This is a genomic window from Pleomorphochaeta sp., from assembly GCF_050031695.1.
Lineage (GTDB): Bacteria > Spirochaetota > Spirochaetia > Sphaerochaetales > Sphaerochaetaceae > Pleomorphochaeta.
Genome location: NZ_JBNAIC010000061.1, coordinates 53,496 through 77,056, shown reverse-complemented (window position 1 = coordinate 77,056; position 23,561 = coordinate 53,496). Strand labels below are relative to the sequence as shown.

Genomic DNA, 23,561 nt, shown 5'->3' with positions numbered 1-23,561 from the left:
TAGATTGATAAGTAGAAAAAGAAAAAAAATAATTAATATGATATAATACTAGAAAAGAAGAAATGAATTGATGAAAATTAAACGAATACTACTTATTTTTATTATTATTTTATATGCTACTCAGAATTTATTTTCTTATGAGTATTATTATCAAAATTTAAACAAAGAAGAACAAGAAACTTATAAAGTTATACTCAATGCGATTAAAAACAAAAAGAATGATATAAGTATTGATATTTTTGATTTTGATGAAGTTAGTAATATTTATTATTCTGTTTTAAATGATAATCCTGAGTTATTCTATGTTACTAATAAGTTTAATCTTTCAACTAACTCTATAAATAATAATATAGTTTCTGCTAAAATAATTGTTGATTATAAAGAAAGCATATTAAATGATTTAGATAATATTGATGGAAAATTAAATCAAATAAAATATGATTTGTATTTTAAGACTTTGGGATTTAGTGAATTTGAAATTGTTAAATATTGTTTTGAATATTTGTGTAATAAATCAACTTATAATATAAATTATGATGATCAATCCTTAATCGGTGTTATGCTAGAAAATAGAGGTGTTTGTGCATCTTATGCTAAATCTTTTAAATATTTGATGGATTTTTTTGATATTCCTTGCTATATAGTAGAAGGCTTTTTTATTTCATCGAATGAAAATCATGCTTGGAATATGGTTGAAATAGATGAAAATTGGTATCACATAGATGTAACTCAAGCAGATTCAAATGATATATTCATAGATTATTCTTATCTATGTATTTTAGATGAGCAAATAAGAAAAGATCATATAATTAGTTCACAAGTTAATAAAACTAAAAGTATAGATTATTTCTATCTTAATAATATAGGTTGTTATTTTAATCAATTTAATGAAAATGTAATAAAACAAATTCTTCTTAATAAGGTAATAAATTATAAAACACCATTAATTTTTACTTTTAAAAACAATATCGACTTTAATAAGTGTAAATCTTTTTTATTGGATAAAGAAAATCTTTTTAATATTTTGATAAATGAAGGATATATAGTAAATAATATTAATTATTATATTAACGATTTAACTGATACAGTAGTTTTTTTATTAGATGAAGTTGAAAAAGAGGATGATATAATTTTTATAAACACAGTTAGTAAAGAAGTATTATCTACTTTAATAAATCAAAAATATAATAAACAAATTAATACTTTTAAATTATTATTTTCTAATAAAGGTGATTTTGAAAAGGCAAAAAAAATATTATTAGAGGAACAATATATTTTTGAAATTATAGAAAATAATGAAACTATAGAAGTTATATATTATGATAATATTTATAGATTTGATATCTTAATATAAAAAAATCTCCAAACACTTTTCAGTGCTTGGAGATATAGAATTATCTTCTATTATTTTAATCGTCTTGAAGAGCATCATAGCCTTCTTCACCTGTTCTAACTTTAATAACGTTATCAACATTGTATATAAACATTTTACCATCGCCATAGTGACCTGTATAAAGTGTTTTCTTAACAGTATCAACAACAGTTGAAACAGGAACTTTAGAAACTACAACTTCAACTTTGATCTTAGGGAGTAGAGTCATATCAACAGGGGTACCTCTATACATTTCAGTAACACCTTTTTGCATTCCACATCCCATTACATTAGTTAAAGTTAATCCTGTAACTTCTATATCATGTAAAGCTTTCTTAAGTTCAGGGAATTTACTTCTCTTAGTAACAATAACAACTTTTGTAAGAGCAGAAGTTTTAGAATCACGCTTATCAACAACTTTAACAGCTTTGCTAGCATCAGCTGTTGGAGCACCTTCTTCATCAAGATCTAATGGAACCCCTGCGCCAGTTACAATTGGCATAAAGTCAGCATAAGCATTGTCTAATCCATGTTCTTCTAAGTCTAAACCTGCGATTTCTTCTTTTTCTGTTACACGTAAACCAACAGTCTTTTTAATTACTAAGAAAACTATAGTCATTGTAATAGTAACCCAAATTATTACGCTAACTACGCCTAAAGCTTGAATTCCTAATAAAGCAGTTCCACCACCGTAGAATAATCCACCATCTGTAGCAAATAAACCAACTAATAAAGTACCTAAAGCACCACAAACACCATGTACTGAGAAAGCACCAACAGGATCATCGATTTTAAATTTCTTTTCAACAATTTCAACTGCATATACTACAGCGATACCACAAACTAAGCCGATTATGATTGCTCCCATTGGGGATACAGCATCACATCCTGCAGTAATACCAACTAAACCTGCTAAAGCTCCATTTAAAGTCATTGATACGTCAGGTTTTTTATATTTAATCCAAGTAAGAGCCATTGAAGCTGTTGCAGCAACTGCAGCTGCTAAGTTAGTAGTAATAAAAATTTTAGAAGCACTAAGGATTGTATCATCACCAGATAAACTTACAGTAGAACCACCATTAAAACCAAACCAACAGAACCATAAAATAAATACACCTAAAGCACCTAATGTTAAACTATGACCTGGGATAGCTTTTGCTTTTCCATTTTCGTCATATTTACCAATTCTAGGTCCTAAAATTTTTGCTCCAATAATAGCAGCAACACCACCTACCATGTGAACAGCAGTTGATCCAGCAAAATCATGGAATCCAAGTTCTGCTAACCATCCTCCACCCCAAATCCAGTGTCCGCTAATTGGATAAACTAAAGCACTGATAATTACAGAATAGATACAGTAAGAAGAGAATTTAGTTCTTTCTGCCATAGCTCCTGAAACTATTGTAGCAGCAGTAGCACAGAAAACTGTTTGGAAAATTAAGAAAGCATAAGTTGGATAAGTTGAAGAATAATCTCCTTTAACAAAGAAATCTAATTGTCCAACAAATTTGCCACTACCGAACATCAAACCAAAACCAATAATATAAAAAACAATAGTACCTAATGAAAAGTCCATTAAGTTCTTCATAATTATATTTCCACTGTTTTTAGCTCTAGTAAATCCTGTTTCGACCATCGCGAAACCCGCTTGCATAAAAAATACAAGAACAGCACCGAGTAGTACCCATAATGTGTCAACTGAAGAATACATTTTTTCCTCCTGGTAATAAAAAAGGCGCGTGATCCTTATAATGGATCACACGCCATTGTGTGGTTTTTTCGAATGCATCGAAAAACTAACTGATAAAAAAAGATTTTTTTATAGGTGCAATAAAAAAATAAAAAAAGACAATGCAAAATAAATTTGCATCGCCTTTGATGTATGTTCTATTTTTATTATTTTTATGATTTTTTGTCAATATAAAAAATTAAAAAAAATAAGAAAAAATATTTTTTATAAAAATAATTGTTTACAATAGAAAGAAATATAATGTAATAAAAAATTTATAAGTTAAATTAATTTACATTTATTAATGTATCTATATTTTCTTTTAGCATATTAAAAAGTGCATCATCTGTATTAACATTAGGGAAATTCCTCCAAACTATTTTAGTAGCATTTGGATTAACTTCTTCTAATGGAGAGGCCAATTGATTGTGAACATTATCAATAATTAGAACGTTATCTAATTTTGAAACTTCTTCAATATTTTTTGTGCTAACTGAGTTTGGACCAAAGGATCCTACAACATTTAAACCAAGAGATTTAGCAAAAGCAACTTGATGAAAATGAACATAAGAATTTTTTTTATCCAATCCTTTTTTCTTTATTTCTTCTTTCGCATAGGCGTATAAATCTTCAATTTCCTGAACCCTAAAATTACTCTTTTCTTGTGTACCGTATTTTTCGCTAATAGCTTTTGCTTGGACTTTAATATTGTCTAAAGTATTTACAGTTTGAATTTGTAACTTTATATCTTCATCGATAATATTTTTACTTAAAGTGTCCATCATTACTTCGTAACCAGCAAAAATAAAAGCCTTACTTTTTTGTATTTTTTTTATGTCACTTGGTAATATTTCATATTCAGGTGGATGGACTAAATCTGCAGGTGCAATACTAATTACATTATCTAATCCTCCTACATATGCATAAGATGCTGTCCAACTTGTGCTTGCAACATAATTTGATTCAATTTCTTTTGTCCCTTGTGAAAAAAGCATTGAGCTGACACTTAATAATATTAAACTAATTGATAATATTTTTTTCATTTTTACCTCTGTTTATTTTATATTTTAATATTGAAATTACTGAATAAATTAATACTGCGATTATTGCTATTGTTGCACTTAGTGGAAAATCAGTGTAAAGAGTTGTAAAAAAGCCTGAAAGTGCTAAAATAAGACCCGTAATCGAAGATAATATAAATAATGATTTAGTACCTTTACATAATCTACTAGCTATTAATACTGGTAATATTAATAAAGCATCAATTAATAATGCTCCAATTAATCTCATTGCTAAAGCAACACATAAAGCAATGATTACTATCATAAAATTATAATAGAAATCGACATTAATTCCTAAACTTGTAGCAATAGACTTATCAAAAAAAATAGATAAGACTTTGTTGAAATTGAAATAAAGAAAAACTAAGATTGAAATTGTTAATACAGCTAAAGTAATAATATCAAAATAGCTTAATGCAAATGGAGATCCCCAAAGTAATTGTAGAGAATCTTTTGATGGTACATTACAAGTATGCATCAATAAAGACGCTAATCCCATAGAAAAAACCATTGCTGCAGCTGAGGAGAAAGAGTTTGTTGTAGGTATTTTTATTATTAAAAAAACTATAAATAAATTTACTAATATTATTACTAGTAAAGGGGAAAAATTTAGAGCTAGAGCAATTGCTCCTCCTAAAATAACACCATGCATTAATGCATACCTTAATGGGACTAAATCTAACCTAAGAATCATTACACCACAAAGTGGAAATGAAATACCAGATAAAATAAGTGCGATAAAAGCTTTAAAAATTGGAGCTAATGATAACAAACTAAGCATTTTTCTTCTCCATTTTATAAATATTCCAGTTAAGCTGTTCTCTTAATTCTTTATCATGCGTTATTAATAAAATAGTTGGCATTTCACTAATACTTAGTGATTTTAGCAAAGTGATTAGTTGAATTTTACTTTCTTTATCTAGAAAAGAGGTAGGTTCATCAAGAATCAATATTTTAGCTTTTTGACACAAACATCTTGCAAGAGATACTTTTTGCTTTTCTCCACCGGATAGTGAATAATAATTTCTATTTATTAAGTTAATAGCTTTACATTTTCTAAGACTAGTATCTAATAAATAGTTTTTTTCAGTTTTACTAAGTTTATTACTAATTCCCATAGAAACAACTTCTTTAACACTTATTGGAAAATCTTGATTTTCTTTTTCTTGTTTTATATATCCAATTGTTTTTGGAGGTAATTTATTAATAGGTTCATTATTTATTAAAATATTTCCTTCAATTGGTGCTATTTCTTGTAGAAGAGTTTTTATAAATGTAGTTTTTCCAATTCCATTATCTCCTTCAATTAATAATGTGTCCCCCCCCTCGATATGGAAATTATTAAAAGTGTATATAGCTTTATTATTATAACCTATAGTTAAGTTTTTAATACTTATAGATAATCCTTGAGTTTTTTTTGCTTTTATTTTTATTTTGGAATATATTCTATCTATTTCATTATCATTTTCTAAAATTTCTTCTGTTTTACATTGTAATTTATCAACTAATTCAGTGTAAGTTGTTAAGACTTTATAATCTTCAAATAAGGCTTTTGCACTTTCACTTAGCAAATTAAAATTAACTTTTTTTATATTAAATTTTATCATTAATGCAGCAGCAGCTTTTCCACCTGCTGTATCATGTGCACTTAAATTATTATACTTTTTACTTGAATTTAATAGAAAACTTTCAAATTCAAATAAAGGGTAAAGCCAGTTGCTTGAAGACTTAAAAATCAATTCATTATCGTTAAAGACGTTGAGTGTAGTTCCTTCAATAAGTGGTTTTAAATATTGTTCCATCATTTACTCCAAAAAAAAAATAGCTAGGAAGCTTTAAATATAAAAATATCTAAGCCTTCCTGGCTATCTTAATTTTAATAATTAGTGGTGCCTTCTTGACACCTTTTTAGTTAAAATAAACGTTAAATCTTTTTATGTCAATTTGTTTTATTAAATTATTTTTTTAATTGAATCAATAATATCATTAATTAATATATCTAGTCCCAATTTACTAGTTCCTGCAATAGTCAAATTACATCTTGAAATAGGAATAAATATTTTATGTGCTTTGCTTTGACCAACTGCTACAGCCATCTTTGGTGTAATTTCACCATGGAGAGCATCCGCTATTACTATACCAACAGGTCCAATTATTATATCAGCATCTCGTGCTGCTACAATGACAGGATTCTCACCTGTTGCTATACCATCTGCACCACTTTGAAGCATAGATGAAGTAGCTATGCTATTAGTTCCTATAGCAATAACTTCAATGTTAGGATAATTTTCTTTTATTTTTTTTACTAAGACCTTACCAAGACTTCCACCTTGTCCGTCTATAACAGTTATTTTTTTCTTTTTACTCATATTTTAATTATAGAGTATTTTTCCCATAGTGTAAAAACTAATAGTAATATTTTTAATTTTTTCTATATCTTATTACTGTGTAAGAACTTTATTATTAACTATATCTATAAAAATATATTGACAAGAGTTATTTAGGTATGGGATTATATATGTAGCGTTGTATCACAGACTTAACCAATCGTTAAACTAAGCGACACGCAGATTTTCACGCACAACGTGCAAACCGGGAGGAACGCTGTGCATACTTTCAGCGTTAATGGTAGACAAATATCAACGGATGTAGACAAATCTTTATTAAGATTTTTAAGAGAGAATCTTAATCTCTATGGAACTAAAGATGGATGTAGTGAAGGCGCATGTGGTACTTGTACTGTAATTATTGATGGTAAAGCCACAAAAGCTTGTTTAGTTAAGACTTCAAAGTTAGAAGGTAAATCAATTATCACTATTGAAGGTCTTAGCCAAAGAGAAGAAGAAGTTTACGGATTTTGCTTTGCAAATGCAGGTGCTGTACAATGTGGTTTTTGTACACCTGGGATGATTTTAGCTGCAAAAGCTTTAATTGATGTTAATAATAATCCAACCCCAACAGAAGTTAAAAAAGCTATTAGGGGTAATATTTGCAGATGTACAGGCTATGTTAAAATCGAGGCAGCAATTCTAGATTGTGCTCGATATTTTAGAGAGAACCTTTCTGTTTTAAAAAATGATGTAGAAGCTAAACTTGGCAATAGGTTAATTAGACCAGATGCAGTGGAAAAAGCTTTAGGACGAGGTGTATTCGCCGATGATATAAATATTGACGGTATGTTACACTTAAAGGTCTTAAGAAGCGCTTATCCTCGTGCTAAAGTTGTAAAATTAGATTTATCTAAAGCGGAAGCTCACCCTAAATGTGTAAGAATAGCTACAGAAAAAGATGTTCCTGAAAATAAATTAGGACATTTAGTACATGATTGGGATGTATTAATTAAAGAAGGAGATATGACTCGTTATATCGGAGATGGTATAGCAGTTGTTGCAGCTACTGAAATTGATGCATTAGATGAAATCTTATCTTTAATCGAAATTGAATATGAAGTATATCCTGCTATAACTGATGTACATGAAGCTATGAAGGAAACAACACCTAAAATTCATGAAGGTGGTAATATTCTTCAAGTTGAACATATCACTAGAGGTGATGTAGATACGGCTATCAAAAATAGTGCACATGTAGTAAGAAATACTTATAAAACACCATATACTGAACATGCTTTTATGGAAGTTGAGTGTTCGGTTGCTTTCCCACAAGGAAATGGTGTAAAACTTTATACTTCTTCACAATCAATTTATGATGATCAACGAGAAGTTGCTAGAATGCTAAAGCTTCCTCTAGAAGATGTAGAGGTTGAAGCTGCTTTAGTTGGTGGTGGTTTTGGTGGTAAAGAAGATATGAGTGTTCAACACCATGCAGCATTAATGGCATATTTAACTCAAAAGCCAGTTAAGTTACATTTATCACGTCAAGAAAGTTTAATGGTTCATCCAAAAAGACATCCAATGGAAATGGATATTACAACAGCATGTGATGAAAATGGTAAAATTACTGCTATGAGGGCCGAAATTATTGCAAATACTGGAGCTTATGCTTCTTTAGGTGGCCCTGTACTACAAAGAGCTTGTACTCATGCTTCAGGACCATATAATTATCAAAATATTGATATTGTTGGAAAAGCTGTATATACAAATAATGTTCCAGGTGGTGCTTTTAGAGGTTTTGGAGTTACTCAAAGTTGTTTTGCAATTGAAGCTAATCTTAATTTATTAGCAAAAGAAGTAAACATGGATCCTTTTGAATTTAAATATTTAAATGCATTAAGGGTTGGTGATGTAATGCCAAATGGACAAATTACTTCTGAAGATTGTGGAATTGTGGAATGTATGGATGAGGCTAGAGAAATTTATTATAAAAATCCTGGTAAGATAGGATTTGCAAATTCATTTAAAAACTCTGGTATTGGTGTAGGTTTTCCAGACTCTGGTAGATGTATTTTATCAATTGAAGATTCAATTGTTCATATTAGAACTTCAGCAGCATGTATGGGACAAGGCATTGCAACTATGGCTACTCAGATGTTAGGTGAAACTTGTGATATTAATAAAGAAAAAATATTAGTTGAACCTCCAAATACTAAAAGAACACCTGATTCTGGTTGTAGTACTGCAAGTAGACAAACAGCTTTTACTGGTGAAGCTATAAAAAGAGCTGCTGAAAAGTTAAGAGATGCTTTGAAAACTAATAGTTTAGAAGAGTTAGAAGGCAAAGAATTTCATGGTGAATTCACTTTTTATTCAGATCCAATAACTTCAGAGAAAAAACATCCTGTAAGCCATTTAGCATATAGTTATGCAACTCAACTAGTTGAATTAGATGATGATGGAAAATTAAAGAAAGTTTATGCAATAAGTGATGTTGGAACTCCTGTTAACTTAACAACTTTAGAAGGACAGGTTGAAGGTGGAGTTGTAATGGGCTTAGGTTATGGATTGAAGGAAGATTTTCCAACATATGGTGGCTATTTGAAAGTTAAATATGGAACTCTTGGTTTATTTAGAAGTACTGAAGTCCCTGAACTTGATGTAAGATTTGTTACAGGACCTGGTAAAACTAAATATTCATATGGTGCTAAAGGAATTGGTGAATTAAGCACTATAGCAACAGCGCCTGCTTGCCAAATGGCATATCAATTATATGATGGAATATTTAGGAAAGAGTTACCATTAGGTGGGACTCCTTACAAAAAGAAAAAAGAAGCTAAATAAAAGACATAATAAAAAAAATATGGTATCCTCTCAAATAAATGAGAGGATATTTTTACTTTGGAGGCTTAAATGAAAATAAGTAAGGTTAGCGTTATTGGCTTTGGTGCTGTAGGAGCTTTATATGGTGATAAAATTTCTTCAGTTGTTGATTCTTTTGAAGTAATTGTAAATGGAGAGAGAAAAGAAAGATATCAAAGAAATGGAATTATTATTAATGGTGTTAAAAAATCTTATAATTTTGTAGATTCTAAAAATGCTAGTAAGCCTCAGTTATTAATCATTGCCACAAAAAACAATCATTTGAATCAGGTGATAAATGATATAAAACACATTGTAGATGAAAATACTATAATTTTATCTTTATTAAATGGAATTGTTTCTGAGCGTATTTTAGAAACAGAATTTCCTAAATCAACAATTCTATATAGTTTTGCAGTAGGGTTAAGTAGTGAAAATTTGGTTCAACAAATTAATTATTCAACAGAAGGTAAAATTGTTTTTGGAAGCAAAAATAATGAATTAACTGATGAAGTTTTAGCAGTTGAATCTTTATTAAAATTAGCAAAAGTGGATTATTTAATCCCAAAAAATATACTTCATGATTTATGGAATAAATTCATGATGAATACTTGTTATAATACTATATCTTCAATATTGAGAGGTGGATATGGCATCTTTAAAAGTGAAGATGTTAAAAATTTATTATATAAAGTAGCTAAAGAAGTTCAATTAGTAGCTTTGAAAGAAGATATTATTATAACTGATGAAGATATAGATAGTAATCAAGCTTTGATAGTTACCCTCGATATCTATGGTAAGACATCAATGTGTCAAGACATTGAAGCTTCAAGAACTACTGAGAATAAATACTTTAGCAAAACAGTTATTGATTTAGCTCAAAAGCATGGATTAACAGTCCCATATTGTGAATCAATTTACTATTTAGCACAAGGGGCAGAATATAAAAATGAAATGATGAAGCAAAAGGTGAATTAACCTTTTGCTCTAATTTCTTTTTTAGCATCTTCTATAGCTTTTTTCATTAATGGATAAAGCATTCTTTCTATTTTATAATTTTTATTTTTTATAGTTTCTTTTAGTTTTGCTTCATCTTGATAAACTGATAAAAGAGTAACTAATTTCTTTTTTTCTAATATTCTCACAGCTGGAACATTCATTTTTTTAGCTACAATATCTCTTGCAATAAAAAAATGTTTTAAATAAATTTTATTCTCTTTACTTAGTCTTTTCCAATTAGTTATTTTTATCCAACCTGGTTTTGGCTCTTTAGTTATTATTCCTGCACGTTTCATTTTTCTCATTGATTGATTATAGGTATCTTCTTTTTTTGAAAGTTCAATTAAAACTTTTTTAAGTTGGTGAAGATATGCAACATCTTCAAGAGCATATTGAATTTGTGTATCTCTTAAAGGTCTTTTTAGCCAATTTGTCATTTGATTTTTTTTCTTTGAAGATTTATTTCCAATGTTTATATTCAAATATTTGTCAACACAGGCACTATATCCTTTATCAAAATCTAGATCTAAAGCGAGTATTCTTACATCAAAGATATTTTTTATTTGTATATTAAATTGTTTTTTTACTAATGATGAATCACTATCACAACTAAACATGATTTTCTCTATTTTTTTATTCTCTAAAAATAGTTTTAATTTTTCTTGTGAAACTTCAAATGGATCAATAATATAATAATCTTTTGTATCAAATAATTGAATTAAACAAAGATGTTCTCCGTATATGTGAAGATTAAATTCTCCTTCAAAATCCATAGCAATAGTAGTTAGTTTATTATTAATGAAGTAATTAATTAATTCTTCAAGTTTTGTATCACTGTCAATTAGTATATATTCATGCATATGATAACAATATACATTTTTTAATAAATAATAAAGACAAAAATAAGGGCTTACTTGAAGTAAGCCCAATATAGTTAAAATATAATTATACTAAATATAAGTTTGATCTGGATTTGCTTCAGGTAGTATTAAATTTAAGATAATACCTACTAATGTTGCTAAAGCTACACCACCTAAAGCGAAAGTAAGATTTTCATTAATATTGAAAGATATCATACCACCACCAATACCAATTACTAATATTACACTACTTATTGTAAGGTTTCTTTTGTTTTGGTAATTTACTCCACTTTCAACTAATGTTCTAAGTCCACTAGAAGCAATAATACCAAATAGTAACATTGAAATACCACCTAAAACAGGGGTCGGAATAGTTTGTATTAATGCTCCAAATTTACCAAAGAATGATAATAAAGTTGCTAATATTGCAGCACCACCAATAACCCAAACACTGTAAACTTTAGTAATAGCAAGAACTCCTATGTTTTCTCCATAAGTTGTGTTTGGAGGACCGCCCCAAAGTGAAGCCCAAGCAGTTGCAACACCATCCCCTAACAATGTTCTGTGTAAACCTGGTTTTTCATAAAAGTTTTCTCCAACAACATTACTTAATACAAGAATATCTCCAAGATGTTCACACATTGTAGCGAAAGATACAATGATAAATGAGAGTATAGCAACTAAATTAAATTTAGGAAAAGCGAAAGAAGGTAAGCTAATCCAAGCAGCTTCTTTGATGTGAGAGTAATCTATGATGTGGAAAGCAGGGAAGAAAGAGCCCATAATTAATGTGAATATATATCCACTAGTTAGACCAATTAAAATAGGAATTAAAGCCCAAAATCTTTTAAAGAATATATTTGCAATAATTGTAATAGATAGAGTGACTAAAGCTATTGTTAAGGAGGTCATGCTATATACACCTGATGCGTCATTCATTGCCATGCTCATTGCAGTTGGAGCTAAATTTAAACCGATTACAATAATTACAGAACCTATAACCACTGGAGGTAATGCTTTATCTAACCATTTATGTCCTGCTACTTTAATTATTGCAGCAACAATTGCATAAAAAATACCAGCACAAAAAGCTCCACCTAAAGCGTAAGGTAAACCAAAAGTTGCTGATACCATAATAATTGGTGGTATAAAGGCAAATGAACTACCTAAAAATGCAGGTACTTTTGCTTTTGTTAATACTATGTAAATTAATGTTCCTGTACCTGCACTGAATAAAGCAGCGCTAGGATTTAGTCCTGTTAATATTGGAACTAAGATAGTAGCACCAAACATAGCGAATACGTGTTGAATACTTAAAAAAATCCACTCTCCGACGGGTGGTTTTTCACTCGGGCCATAAACAGCACCTGAAATAAATTTATCCGACATAAAAACTCCTAAGAAATTGTTGGTTGTTAATTTTTATGACTTTATGATTAGTCATTATACGATACCAAATTTGTTATACGAAAGAAAACCCCCTATTTAAAAAGAATAGAGGGAATTAAGGTTTTTCTCCAACAGAGTGCAACAAAATTGAAGAAAATTGGAAAAAAGGAAGAAATTATTTTTTCAGAACAGGTAAAAATGCCCCAGTTAAGACAATTAATGGAAATAATAGAACAATTAAAAATAATAAAGTTATAAGGAGTATTTTATTATTTAATATATGATTAAGTGGTTTTTTGAATAAATATTTTTCTTCCATATGAGGCATCTCCTTTTTTCTGTTCTAAGAATAAGGTATACCTAAGGACATATAATGTCCCCTTAATATTTTTTTGATAAATTATTCATCTTAATAATTTCTTCTTTCCATAAATCAACTAGTTTGTCAGGACTTATTGGTATTGAGAGACAACCAAAAGATAATATTTTAGATAATATTTCTTCATATGATGTGAAAGGTAGAGTTAAAAAAATTTTATCCTCTTTATAAATGATTTTTTGATCTTTATGCCATATTTGTGTTTTAACAATTTGAGCAGCTGTACCTTTAAATTCAATTGTTGCTTTATGACTAATTTTATTCATAAATATTCCAAATCCTGATGAAATATAAGTTTGTAGTTCTGTTTCATTTTCTTTATAAGGATATTCACAAATATATTGATTAGGATTTTCCATTCTAGATAAATGAAAATTTCTTAATTCTTTTTTATCTAAATCATAAGCGATTAAATACCAAGCTCTTCCATCATTAACTAGTCGAAGAGGTTGAACTGTTCTGCTAGATTTTATATTCCTTAATGATGTATAAGAAAATTTTAAGCAGTAATTGTTTTTCATTACAAAGGAAACTTTTGAAAAAATATCCTTATCAGGTAAATCTATTATTGGAGATAAGAATAAAATTTTTTTAGATAATTCTATTGCCTCATTATCTAGTGTAGAATCAATTCCTTGTGAAATTAGAGAAGAAGAAAGAGGTTGAAGTCCATTAGCATGGCTAAAATTGTCGAAAATTGCTTTAAATATTAAAGTTTTATCATCATTAGGTGATGTTAAGGAAAAATCTTCTTCATATATATAATAATGATTTTTATGATCATATATGATTGGTGCATAAAAGCGATCTCTCATATATTCTATATCTCTTTTTACTTGACGAGAACTAATTTCGAATTTATCAACTAATTTTTTAACTGTTAATGGTGTTTTGTTTGTTAATTTTTGGTCAATGTATATTATTCTTTCTGTCTGGCTCATATATATAAATTATCATACAGTTAGTTAGAAATAAAGAATAAAATATTAGATAAATATATATGAAAAAAATAGCCGTCAAAAAGACGGCTATTTGTAGTATAAGAAATATATTCTTATTTGTATTCACCTGGTTTAATTTCTGCACCATATTTAGCTTTAGCATCAACAATTTTCTTAATGAACTCATCCCATTTTTCGAAAATTAGAGCTGGACAGAATTCGTCCATTTTTTTGAAGTAAGCTTCACTTCTTTCTAATTTAGCAATCCATTTGTCACAACGGAATGTGAATTGGTAAGTATATTCTTCTAAAGTATAATCTAAGTCTAAGTATTTTTTGAATAATGCTTTTAGATCTTCATATAGAGGAATTTTACCAGTAGGAGTATCTAAAGCTTCGTATTCGCCATGAATTCTACCTTCAGCCCAGTGTAACCAAACTTTCTTAGCTAACTTATCTGTACAGAAATCGCCATCAGCAGTTCTTAAGAAATAGTTAGTTGAGAATACTTTAGGAACATCTTTAAGATCTTTAACGAAATTAATGTTGTTTAAAGTATATTGGCCTAATGGGTATGATAAGAAGTCCATATTAGCCATTGGGCTAGGAGTTCTAACACCTTCAGCACCTAAAGTAGCACTAGTTGTTTCTGATTCTAAAGTACAAGCTTTTAATAAGATACCTTCTTCCCAAGAAGCTGATTCTTCAACAGGAACTGTAGTATCACTATCACGACCACCGTAAAGAACACCTTCTACTAATACACCTTTTTTATCAGTGAAACCAGCTTCATCGAAGTTATCTAAGTAGTCTAATCTCATTGTGTAACGAGCGTTACCATGAGCACATTTGATTTCATTACCAGCTGCGTCTTTTTTACCTTCAAACCAATTAGGACCTGAGAAGTTATCTCCTTCTTTAGGAGTATCTAAACCTGAACCTAACCAGTAAGGTTTGTTATCTGGTCCACGTAGGATGTTTGAGAAAATTACTTCTTGGTTTTTCATTAAGTTTTCAAAAATAACTGGGTCATCTTTAGCGTTTACGTCTTTAACGATACCGAAGATACCTTGTTCAACGTTAACAGCTCTGAATTCACCATCAATGTTTCTGAAATATGCAATGTCGTCACCAACAATTTGTTCACCAGGAATCATAGCTGTAGAAGTTTTACCACAAGCTGATGGGTAAGCACCTGCGAAATATGTTTTACGAGATTTATCTTCGTCTACACAAGCCATAACGAACATGTGTTCACATAACCAACCTTCTTGTCCACCTTTGTTGATAGCAAGACGCATTGAGTGTTTTTTTAGACCAACAGTGTTACCAGCATATTGTGCATTCATTGAGTAAACGATGTTGTTTTGAGTATCCATGTAGATTCTTCTTTTATCAACATTTACTGAACAACCTCTTTCATCTTGAGCACCAGCTGAGTGAATGAATCTGAAGAATTCATCTTTTTCTTCTGCAGGCATTTGTTTGAAATGTTCATAAGCAGGTCTGTAAAGGATAGTTTCTGAATGAGCAACATAGAATGAATCTGTAAATTGTACACAAGGCATTGTAAATTCACTGAATGCAGGACCTTCACAGAAGAATTTAACAACAGCTTCTTTACCTTCCATGTTATTTTTAGCAATAGACATGATTTCTTCTAAACCTTCATCATAAGCTACTGAGTTTAAGCTTTTCATTTTTTCTAGGTTTTCTGGGTATACCATGTAACGTGTGTTTACTTTGTCACGTGCTTGGTCTTTAGGACCGTCCCAGTGGATAGTTTGTTTGTCATTTGCTAATACAAATTCTTCGCCTTTAGCTACAGCTTGTTCTCTAATGTATTGTTCATCTTCTTTACTGTCGTCACATACATAGATACTTGCTGGATTACAGTGTTCAGCAAATTGTCCAACGAAATTAAAAACTTTTTCGTTTTCTAGTGCTGTTAGCTTTTGGTAGCTAGCTTCATTCATTTTGCTCTTAAGTAAATCGGCATACTTAGAATTCATTTAATTCTCCTTTGGTGAATCTTAAAAAAATGCACCATAAATCTTTAATTACATTTTTTAATTTGTAATTATTATGTTTTCTTAAATAGTTTAGATGATAACCATCTAACATAGATATTCTATCTCTTAATAGAAAAAAAAATCAATATAATATTAGTGTATAACTGACCAAAAATCTGTATACAAAAATTATTGTATTTCCTTGCCATATAATAAAAAAAAACATAATAAATTTCAATAGTATTAAAACTATTTTTTACTATAAACCTATAATTATATAACAATTTTGGTATATTTTTATATATCTATAAATAAATGAATAGAATATGAGTATATTTGCAACTTTTGTATATAAAAATATGAAATATTGTTTACTATAATTAATGAATAAATAGAATTATTATTGTATTATTGGTTTAAATTAATAATGGGTGGAAATAAGAATGATAGAATTAGCAATGCCGGCTGGATCAATTCAAAGTGGATTAGTTGCATTTAGAGATGGAGCAGATGCCATTTATTTAGGATTACAAAGTTTTTCTGCTAGAAAAAATGCAACTAATTTTAGCATTGAAGAATATTCTAAGATATATGCCTTTGCAAAAGAAAATAATAAAAGAGTTTATATCACTATTAATACTGTTATATATGATGCACAACTTCCTTCAATAATAAGACTATTAAAGAAAATTGAATTAATTGGAAGTGATGGTCTAATTATCCAAGACTTAGGTGTTGCTAAAATAATTAATAATTTTTTCCCGACTTTAGAATTGCATGGTAGTACACAATTAGCAGTTCATTCTGTTGAAGGTGTGAAAGCTATGCAAAAATTAGGTTTTACTAGAGTTGTATTATCAAGAGAATTAACAATAGATGAAATTTCAAACATAAGAGAGAAATGTAAGGATGTAGAATTAAAGGTATTTATTCATGGTGCTCTTTGTTATGGTTTCTCAGGTCTTTGTATGGCAAGTAGAATAATTACTAAAAGAAGTGCAAATGCAGGAGCTTGTGCTCAAATTTGTAGAACTTGGTTTACTAAAGATAATGACAATGGATATTTCTTTTCAATGAAAGATTTAGATTCTAGTGATTCTGTTAAAAAACTCAAAGATATAAATATAGATAGTTTAAAAGTTGAAGGAAGGATGAAATCCCCTTCATACGTATCTGCTGTAACTAAATATTATCGTGCCATTTTAGATAATCAACCTTATGAACATTTAATTGAAGATGTGAAAACTTCTTTTTCAAGGAATAGTTCAAAAGGGTGGTTGGATAACTATGATAATGACAAAATTAATTTGGTTGATAATTATTATCCGTCTCATAAAGGAGTCTTTTGTTCAGAAGTTATAGAAATTAAAAGAATATATAATGATTATTTTGCTCTTTTAAATTTAGAAACTGATTTATCATTGCATGATGGGTTAATGTTTATTAACGAGAATAATGAAATCCCACTTGATATTAAATTTAGTGTAAAAAGCCTTTTAAATAATAGAAAACAAGAAATAAAAAGAGCTAAGAAAAATCAAAGAGTTTATTTATTATTAACAAATAGAGAAGATAATCTTAATGTAGGGGATTCTTTATATTTAATAAAAAAGCATGATCAAGATGAGAAAAAAATTAATATTGATAGAATGCCGATTTCTAAAAATTATGCTAAAGCTCAATTTTTTATATATGACGATTTAATAAAAATAAGAGCAATTTTTCCATTTATTAATGAAGTTGATTGCAAAAAAGAATATAAAGTCCAAATTTCTCATAAAAAAAGTGAATATAAAACAAAGATTGAGAATATATTTAAACAATCTCAAAAAAGCAATTTCGAAGTTGATGAAATTGAAATTATCAATAATTCTACATTTGATACAGAATCTATTTTCTTGCCATTATCAGAGATAAAAAAATTGAGAAGAGCTTTTTATGAAGAAATTGATTTATTATGTGAAGATTATATAAATAAAGAAATAGAAATTGATAAGATTATTCATCCTCTTAATAATACTATAGATTTACCAAATAAATCTTTGCTTACAAAATATGAATTACCATTTTTTCAAGAAGTTCCAACCTTAGTAGAAGATTTAATTATAATTGATGATAAATATTATTTACCACTACCTCCTGTTTTTTTTAATGAATATGAACAAATTAATAATTTATCTGTACTATATAATAATATAAAGGAAAGACATTTAGAAAATTCTTTTTTTATAGGGCTAAATAATATAGCCCACATTAATTGGATAAAAGATAAAGATATTAAGGTTTATGCGGATATTTATTTTTATTTAGCTAATAGATTTTCAGCTCAAACATTATTAGATTTAGAATTAAATTTAGTTGGAGGATACTTGTTTTTGGAAACAGTAGTTGGAGATATTTCTAAATGGCCTTTTATTCCAACAAGAATAGAAAAAGATTTTATTCCACCTTTATTTATTTCAAGAACTAATTTTAATTTTGATTCATTAGGTGAAACGAAAAAAAATTGTAGATATAATATTACTCAAAGAGATCAAGAATATACCGTAATTTCAAATAATGAATTAACTTATTTAATAAAAAGAAACTAGGAGGATTACTCCTCCTAGTAACTTAGACATTTTTTTTATTCTCTTAATATTTTCTCCATTTGATTATTTATATTTTCATCTCAAGGTGATATATAAATAATTCTTTAGATTAATATGTAGATTACACTTCTAATAAGCCGTAGTTTTTAACAAATGCTTCAGCATTTTGAATAGAACCACCAGCTGCACCTTTAACGATATTGTTTACCATTAAAGCAAAACCTAGTTTATTACCTTTTTTCTTTACACGACCTGTGTAAACAACCATTCCTCTTGGGTTACCCCAGAAAGCATATTTAGGTTGAGGGAAAGTTTGTTCGCTACTATAAACTACAGGTTGTTCTGGAGTTGAAGGTAAGTCAGTTACAACTTTAAAATCTTCCCAAGCTTTGATTATATCGTCTTCGTTTACATTTTCATCACATTCAAGCCATACAGTTTCTAAGTGACCAAACATAACAGGTACTCTAACAGTAAACGCATATACTTCTGGATCAATTGATAAAATCTTTTTAATTTCTTTTTCAATTTTAGCTTCTTCACCGTTAATAAAAGGAATACAGTTGTCAGTAATATCTAGTGAAGATAAACCAGGATAACCTGCACCACTAACACTTTGGTATGAATTAATATGTATTGATTTAATATTAAATTGTCTTAGAGGCGCTAATGCCATTGCTAAACCTGTTGTAACACAGTTAGCATTAGTTACACAAAAACCTGTGTTTGGATAACCTTGATCTCTAATTAAATCTAGCTGTTCAAGATTTGTTTCAGGAATTAGAATAGGTACATTAGAATCATAACGCATTGCTGCTGCATTTGAGAAAATATAAAATCCATGAGCTCTTAATTGTGGCTCTGCTTCTCTAGCAATATTAGCAGGTAATGCAGAAAAAACAATTTGTACATCAGCTTCTTTCATTGAATCAAAATTAAATTCTTTCATCTTAATATTTTTAATTGAATTTGGCATCTCTAAAGGAAGAATCCAATGAGTAGTTTCAGAGTAATTTAATCCTACTCTTGAAGCAGAAGCAGTTGCATATGCTACATTGAACCAAGGGTGGTCAGCTAGCATCCACATAAATACCTGACCTACTGCACCAGTTGCGCCAATTACAGCTACATTAATCTTTTTTTCCATATCATTTCCTTCTCGGGTTTCCCCTGTTTTTTTTCGATTTTTAACTACATTACATTTTTTTCGTTAAAAAATCAATACATTTTAAAGAAAAATGTTAATAAATTTACAGAATGTTATTATTTTAACATAAAAGTTTATTATATTAAACTTATTCTTTAGGTTATTTGTTCATTTTATTTTTAAAGATAGTTAAATAACTTTCTTCAAAAATGTGCATTTTGATTAATAAACTCCTATTGGTAGGTATGATTTTGCATTTGATAAAAAAAGATTATAAAAATTTATTAAAATATAAAAATGAATAAATGATTGTTAATATTTATAAAAATTTAAGATATTGAACAAAAAAAACTCTACTTTTTTTATAAGTAGAGTTTAAATTCAGTTAAAATCACAGTTAATTTGAAATTTTATTACCAATTTCTTTTAAATTAGCAATAGTAGAATCATCTGGTTCTAGATTAGTAATAAAGCCTTCAGAAACTAAGTTTAAATTATTACTTTCACATCTGTTTTGCCAATTTCTCATCCATTCACCATCGCCCCAATCATATGATCCAAATAAAAAGACTTTTTGTTTTTTTAATAAAGGAAGCAGTTCTTCAAAGAAAGGTTCAAATTCATTTTCTTCTAATACTTCGTTTCCCATTGCAGGACAACCTAATGCTATTGAATCATATTTAGCTACATCACCAGCATTAGTTTCATTAACTTCAAAGATATCACAATTTTCACCACCACCATCTTTGATAGCATCTGCCATTTGCTTTGTATTATCCGTCATTGACCAATAAACTACTACACTTTTCATAAATTTTCTCCTTAAAAAATAGAATATAATATAAATAAATAGTTAGTATTAACTAACTATATTTAAAGTAATAAAATTAAAGTAATAAGTCAAATAAACAAGAAAGAATTATAGTATTTTATATAATTGTTGGATATATAAGGATATAAAAAATATAGAGACTACTTATAAATAGTCTCTATACAACAGGGAAAAATAATGGAGTGACAAATTAATAACATTCTTTATATATTAATTATTATATTATATTATTTTGTTAGCAATATGTAACTTGTGATTTAAATATAATACTACAATGTTAATTTGTCAATATTTTATTTATTAATTTTTTAAATTTTCTAATAAAGTTAATTCAGCTCTCTTTTGAGTATCATTATTCTTTATTAGGATTATAGTATGAAGATGTTTTGTAGTATTATCAAAGCGATAAATATATTTAATTTTCCCCCACTGAAAACCTTTAAAACGATTTGTTAAGGATCTATATCTAATATCAAATTCATTGTTATCTGGAATAATTCCGTTATATGTATGGTTAAAGGTTTTGTTTTTTTCATCTAATAAAAGGTCTATATCATCATTATGGATTACATTATTAATTAAAAAATCAAAATTATTATTTTTTGAGTTTTCAACAAAATCTTTTTGTCTAGTTGGAGAAAACATGAATATTGGTCTATTTGTAAATGAATCATATTCTCCAATAAACTCATAATCTGAAATAATTATTTTAATTAATTCTTGATGTTTATTAAATTTAACTAATATATTTTTTATATCATTTATGTTTGTGATAATGCATAATGCTTTTATTGGCATAGAATTGTTAAAAAGAGTATAACTAATTACTTGATACCAACCAATTTTATTATTCTTTAGGTTTACTCTTCCAATCCATTTGTTTTTTTGTTGTTTTAAAGTTTTATTGTAAAAATCTATAAAACTTTTATTATCATCTTTATATATAATATTTTTTTCTAAAAGAGAGTTTGGTAAGTTATTTATATATTTAGTTGAAAACTTTATTCGTGAATTTTCAAAAACATCTGTTTCAAATCTATTATTCACCATATCTACAATTAGAAATTTAGAATCAATATCATCTTGTAAAAGTACAGAATCAATTTCATTTGCTTTTGAATTATTAATATAATCTAATTCTTCAACAAGTGCTTTTATAATGATTTTATTTGATTTTCTAGTTACTGTTGATAAATTTTCTTTTACCCAAACAATTTTGTTATTCTTATCTATTAATCTATAAGCTACATAGTTTTTAGGTCTATTAGTTGAAAGTTTATTATAGATTTGCTTAAGATATTCTATATCATTTTTATGAACTAAATTAAAATAATCATTTTTAGCATACTTTAATAGTTCATCAGGTGTATAACCTAAAATCTGACAAAATTTATTATTAATTTTTTGTATTGTAAATTTATCATTCATGATATTTTCATGTGTACCAAATTCAGAATAAATTTCTTTCGGGTTAGATATTTTTATTTTGTTTTTATATTCATTGATTTCATCAGCTTCAAGTGGTTGAATAACCATAAAATATTTTTTTGTACCTGATATTTTTTTTAATACTATAGTAGCCATAATTTGAGAATAAGTATCAACTAATTTCAACCTACATTTATAAGAAAAAGGTAAATTTACTTTATTGTTGTTGAATAATTGGTGTTTAAATATAGCAACATCTGCTGTATGAATATATTCAAAGAAGTTTGTATTTAGTATTTTTTTTTCATCATTTAAAGTTAAATTAAATAATGATGCAAATTGGTTGTTTATTGATTCAATGGAAATATAATTTTTATTTTCATGCTTTGCAATTAATAATCCACCTTTTATATGTTGTTTAAATGCACCAGAATTATGCTTTGGCGGAGTTATATAATCAAATTTTAGTGATACTATTTTAGGAATATCTTCTTTGTATAAAATTGTTGAAAATAAACTTAATTCAAAACTAATATTTTTTTGTTTATTATTGAATCTTGCATTATAGTGAACATTATATACATTTTCAGTAACTTTATAAGAATATTCTGATATTTCTTTTATTGTAAATGAAGAGGGTATTAATGATATATCTAGTAAAAAAATAGCTTCTAATTGTTCATAGTTCGAAATTTCTGATAATTTATTTGGACCACACCATAAAACTTCATCTGAAAGATACTTAAATGTACTTTTTATATCTCTTTTTTTGTAAAAAGAAATACAAAAATTTTTTATTAATAATAATGCTTCTTTATTTTTATCAACCATAATTTTCTCTGTTTTTGTTTTCTTTATTATATTATCATTTTTTCATTTATGATATAAGGCATTTTTTTTTAATATTGTGATTTTGTTACTGATTTAAAAATGAATTTATTGTTTATTGATTAAAAATCATTAGTTGGAGTAAATAATGTCAATTGAAGTAGATAAGAATAGATGTCCTCAAAACCATCCATGTCCTGTAGTTAGAGTTTGTCCTACAAAAGCAATAATACAAAAAGGCTATGCTGCCCCTTATATTGATAAAGAAAAATGTATTGATTGTGGTAGATGTATTAGATTTTGTGGTTATGGTGCATTTAAACGTGCTTAAATTTTTTATTTAAGTAGATTAAAAAGCATGTTATTATAATTGTATGGAAAAAAAAGATATTGTTGAGAGATTACAAGAGTTATATATTTATGATTTATATGGCTTTAAAAGAGAATTGAAACCTTTAGCTATGATATTATTAATTGATGAAACAATTAATTGTATGGCTACTGCAATTATAGAAGGCAAGAGAAGACTTGTATGTGTAACTAATTTTAGAGTTATCATCCTATTTACTCCTCTTGTAGGTATTCCAGAAAATACAATTATTTTACGCAAAGCTATTGTAGATTATTCTGCTAATAAAAAATTCTATAATTCTTCATTTTCTTTTTCTACTAAGGATCTAACCTTTGAATGTAGAAATACACAAAAAAGAATAATAGATTTGTTTTTATGGTCTATGGAACAACCCATAAAAGAATATGAAGAATAAAAAAACAACCCCTTTGGTTTAAAAGAGACCAAAG

19 protein-coding genes are annotated in these 23,561 nt (G+C 27.8%); 6 read left to right on the top strand and 13 right to left on the bottom strand.

Annotation, left to right across the window (positions count from 1 at the left end):
* The first annotated feature begins 70 nt into the window (after window positions 1-70).
* Window positions 71-1,354, top strand: coding sequence for a transglutaminase domain-containing protein (locus ACPKM0_RS10805; protein WP_472475861.1), 1,284 nt, complete (start codon window positions 71-73; stop codon window positions 1,352-1,354).
* Window positions 1,355-1,409: 55 nt separating this feature from the next.
* Here the strand turns inward: ACPKM0_RS10805 and ACPKM0_RS10800 are convergent, their stop codons facing one another.
* From ACPKM0_RS10800 to ACPKM0_RS10780, 5 genes are all read right to left on the bottom strand, one after another.
* Entirely contained in the window at window positions 1,410-3,083 is a 1,674-nt protein-coding gene (locus tag ACPKM0_RS10800) for an ammonium transporter (RefSeq protein ID WP_472475859.1), read from the bottom strand.
* A gap of 305 nt (window positions 3,084-3,388) precedes the next feature.
* Window positions 3,389-4,144 carry a metal ABC transporter substrate-binding protein gene (locus ACPKM0_RS10795; RefSeq protein ID WP_472475857.1) on the bottom strand — a complete coding sequence of 252 codons (756 nt, stop codon included), beginning with the start codon at window positions 4,142-4,144 and terminating at the stop codon, window positions 3,389-3,391.
* A complete protein-coding gene (locus ACPKM0_RS10790; protein ID WP_472475855.1) occupies window positions 4,122-4,943 on the bottom strand; it encodes a metal ABC transporter permease in 822 nt (273 codons plus the stop codon). Before ACPKM0_RS10790 ends, ACPKM0_RS10795 begins: the two co-directional genes overlap by 23 nt.
* Complete coding sequence (locus ACPKM0_RS10785) at window positions 4,936-5,964, bottom strand: DUF1893 domain-containing protein (RefSeq protein WP_472475853.1); 1,029 nt, start codon at window positions 5,962-5,964, stop codon at window positions 4,936-4,938. Before ACPKM0_RS10785 ends, ACPKM0_RS10790 begins: the two co-directional genes overlap by 8 nt.
* A gap of 150 nt (window positions 5,965-6,114) precedes the next feature.
* Window positions 6,115-6,531 carry a DUF3842 family protein gene (locus tag ACPKM0_RS10780; RefSeq protein WP_472475851.1) on the bottom strand — a complete coding sequence of 139 codons (417 nt, stop codon included), beginning with the start codon at window positions 6,529-6,531 and terminating at the stop codon, window positions 6,115-6,117.
* Window positions 6,532-6,768: 237 nt separating this feature from the next.
* On the opposite strand from ACPKM0_RS10780, the gene xdh reads away from it, so the two are divergent.
* Window positions 6,769-9,336: a selenium-dependent xanthine dehydrogenase gene (gene xdh / locus ACPKM0_RS10775; RefSeq protein ID WP_472475849.1), complete on the top strand. Its 2,568-nt coding sequence runs from the start codon at window positions 6,769-6,771 to the stop codon at window positions 9,334-9,336.
* Between the two features lie 69 nt (window positions 9,337-9,405).
* Window positions 9,406-10,332 carry a ketopantoate reductase family protein gene (locus ACPKM0_RS10770; protein WP_472475847.1) on the top strand — a complete coding sequence of 309 codons (927 nt, stop codon included), beginning with the start codon at window positions 9,406-9,408 and terminating at the stop codon, window positions 10,330-10,332.
* On the opposite strand, the gene ACPKM0_RS10765 is transcribed toward ACPKM0_RS10770, so the two are convergent.
* The 5 genes from ACPKM0_RS10765 to ACPKM0_RS10745 all read right to left on the bottom strand — a co-directional run bounded on the left by ACPKM0_RS10765 (window position 10,329) and on the right by ACPKM0_RS10745 (window position 15,934).
* Window positions 10,329-11,213 carry a ribonuclease D gene (locus tag ACPKM0_RS10765; RefSeq protein ID WP_472475845.1) on the bottom strand — a complete coding sequence of 295 codons (885 nt, stop codon included), beginning with the start codon at window positions 11,211-11,213 and terminating at the stop codon, window positions 10,329-10,331. The genes ACPKM0_RS10770 and ACPKM0_RS10765 overlap by 4 nt on opposite strands.
* 90 nt (window positions 11,214-11,303) lie before the next feature.
* Window positions 11,304-12,602: a uracil-xanthine permease family protein gene (locus ACPKM0_RS10760; RefSeq protein ID WP_472475843.1), complete on the bottom strand. Its 1,299-nt coding sequence runs from the start codon at window positions 12,600-12,602 to the stop codon at window positions 11,304-11,306.
* A gap of 175 nt (window positions 12,603-12,777) precedes the next feature.
* Complete coding sequence (locus ACPKM0_RS10755) at window positions 12,778-12,921, bottom strand: hypothetical protein (RefSeq protein ID WP_472475841.1); 144 nt, start codon at window positions 12,919-12,921, stop codon at window positions 12,778-12,780.
* A 62-nt stretch (window positions 12,922-12,983) separates the two neighbouring features.
* On the bottom strand, window positions 12,984-13,922 hold the full coding sequence (locus tag ACPKM0_RS10750; RefSeq protein WP_472475839.1) for a helix-turn-helix transcriptional regulator: 939 nt from the start codon (window positions 13,920-13,922) through the stop codon (window positions 12,984-12,986).
* A gap of 113 nt (window positions 13,923-14,035) precedes the next feature.
* Entirely contained in the window at window positions 14,036-15,934 is a 1,899-nt protein-coding gene (locus ACPKM0_RS10745; protein ID WP_472475837.1) for a phosphoenolpyruvate carboxykinase (GTP), read from the bottom strand.
* 443 nt (window positions 15,935-16,377) lie between these two features.
* On the opposite strand from ACPKM0_RS10745, the gene ACPKM0_RS10740 reads away from it, so the two are divergent.
* On the top strand, window positions 16,378-18,525 hold the full coding sequence (locus ACPKM0_RS10740; RefSeq protein ID WP_472475835.1) for a U32 family peptidase: 2,148 nt from the start codon (window positions 16,378-16,380) through the stop codon (window positions 18,523-18,525).
* A gap of 121 nt (window positions 18,526-18,646) precedes the next feature.
* Here the strand turns inward: ACPKM0_RS10740 and asd are convergent, their stop codons facing one another.
* From asd to ACPKM0_RS10725, 3 genes are all read right to left on the bottom strand, one after another.
* Entirely contained in the window at window positions 18,647-19,672 is a 1,026-nt protein-coding gene (asd, locus tag ACPKM0_RS10735) for an aspartate-semialdehyde dehydrogenase (RefSeq protein ID WP_472475833.1), read from the bottom strand.
* Between the two features lie 397 nt (window positions 19,673-20,069).
* Window positions 20,070-20,483: a flavodoxin gene (locus ACPKM0_RS10730; RefSeq protein ID WP_472475831.1), complete on the bottom strand. Its 414-nt coding sequence runs from the start codon at window positions 20,481-20,483 to the stop codon at window positions 20,070-20,072.
* Between the two features lie 321 nt (window positions 20,484-20,804).
* Entirely contained in the window at window positions 20,805-22,763 is a 1,959-nt protein-coding gene (locus tag ACPKM0_RS10725) for a PAS domain-containing protein (protein ID WP_472475829.1), read from the bottom strand.
* 145 nt (window positions 22,764-22,908) lie between these two features.
* Between ACPKM0_RS10725 and ACPKM0_RS10720 the strand changes: the two genes are divergently transcribed.
* Together ACPKM0_RS10720 and ACPKM0_RS10715 are read left to right on the top strand one after the other, a co-directional pair.
* A complete protein-coding gene (locus ACPKM0_RS10720; RefSeq protein WP_472475828.1) occupies window positions 22,909-23,091 on the top strand; it encodes a 4Fe-4S binding protein in 183 nt (60 codons plus the stop codon).
* 43 nt (window positions 23,092-23,134) lie between these two features.
* Window positions 23,135-23,527, top strand: a complete 393-nt coding sequence (locus tag ACPKM0_RS10715) for a hypothetical protein (protein ID WP_472475826.1) — start codon at window positions 23,135-23,137, stop codon at window positions 23,525-23,527.
* The last annotated feature ends 34 nt before the right edge of the window (window positions 23,528-23,561 follow it).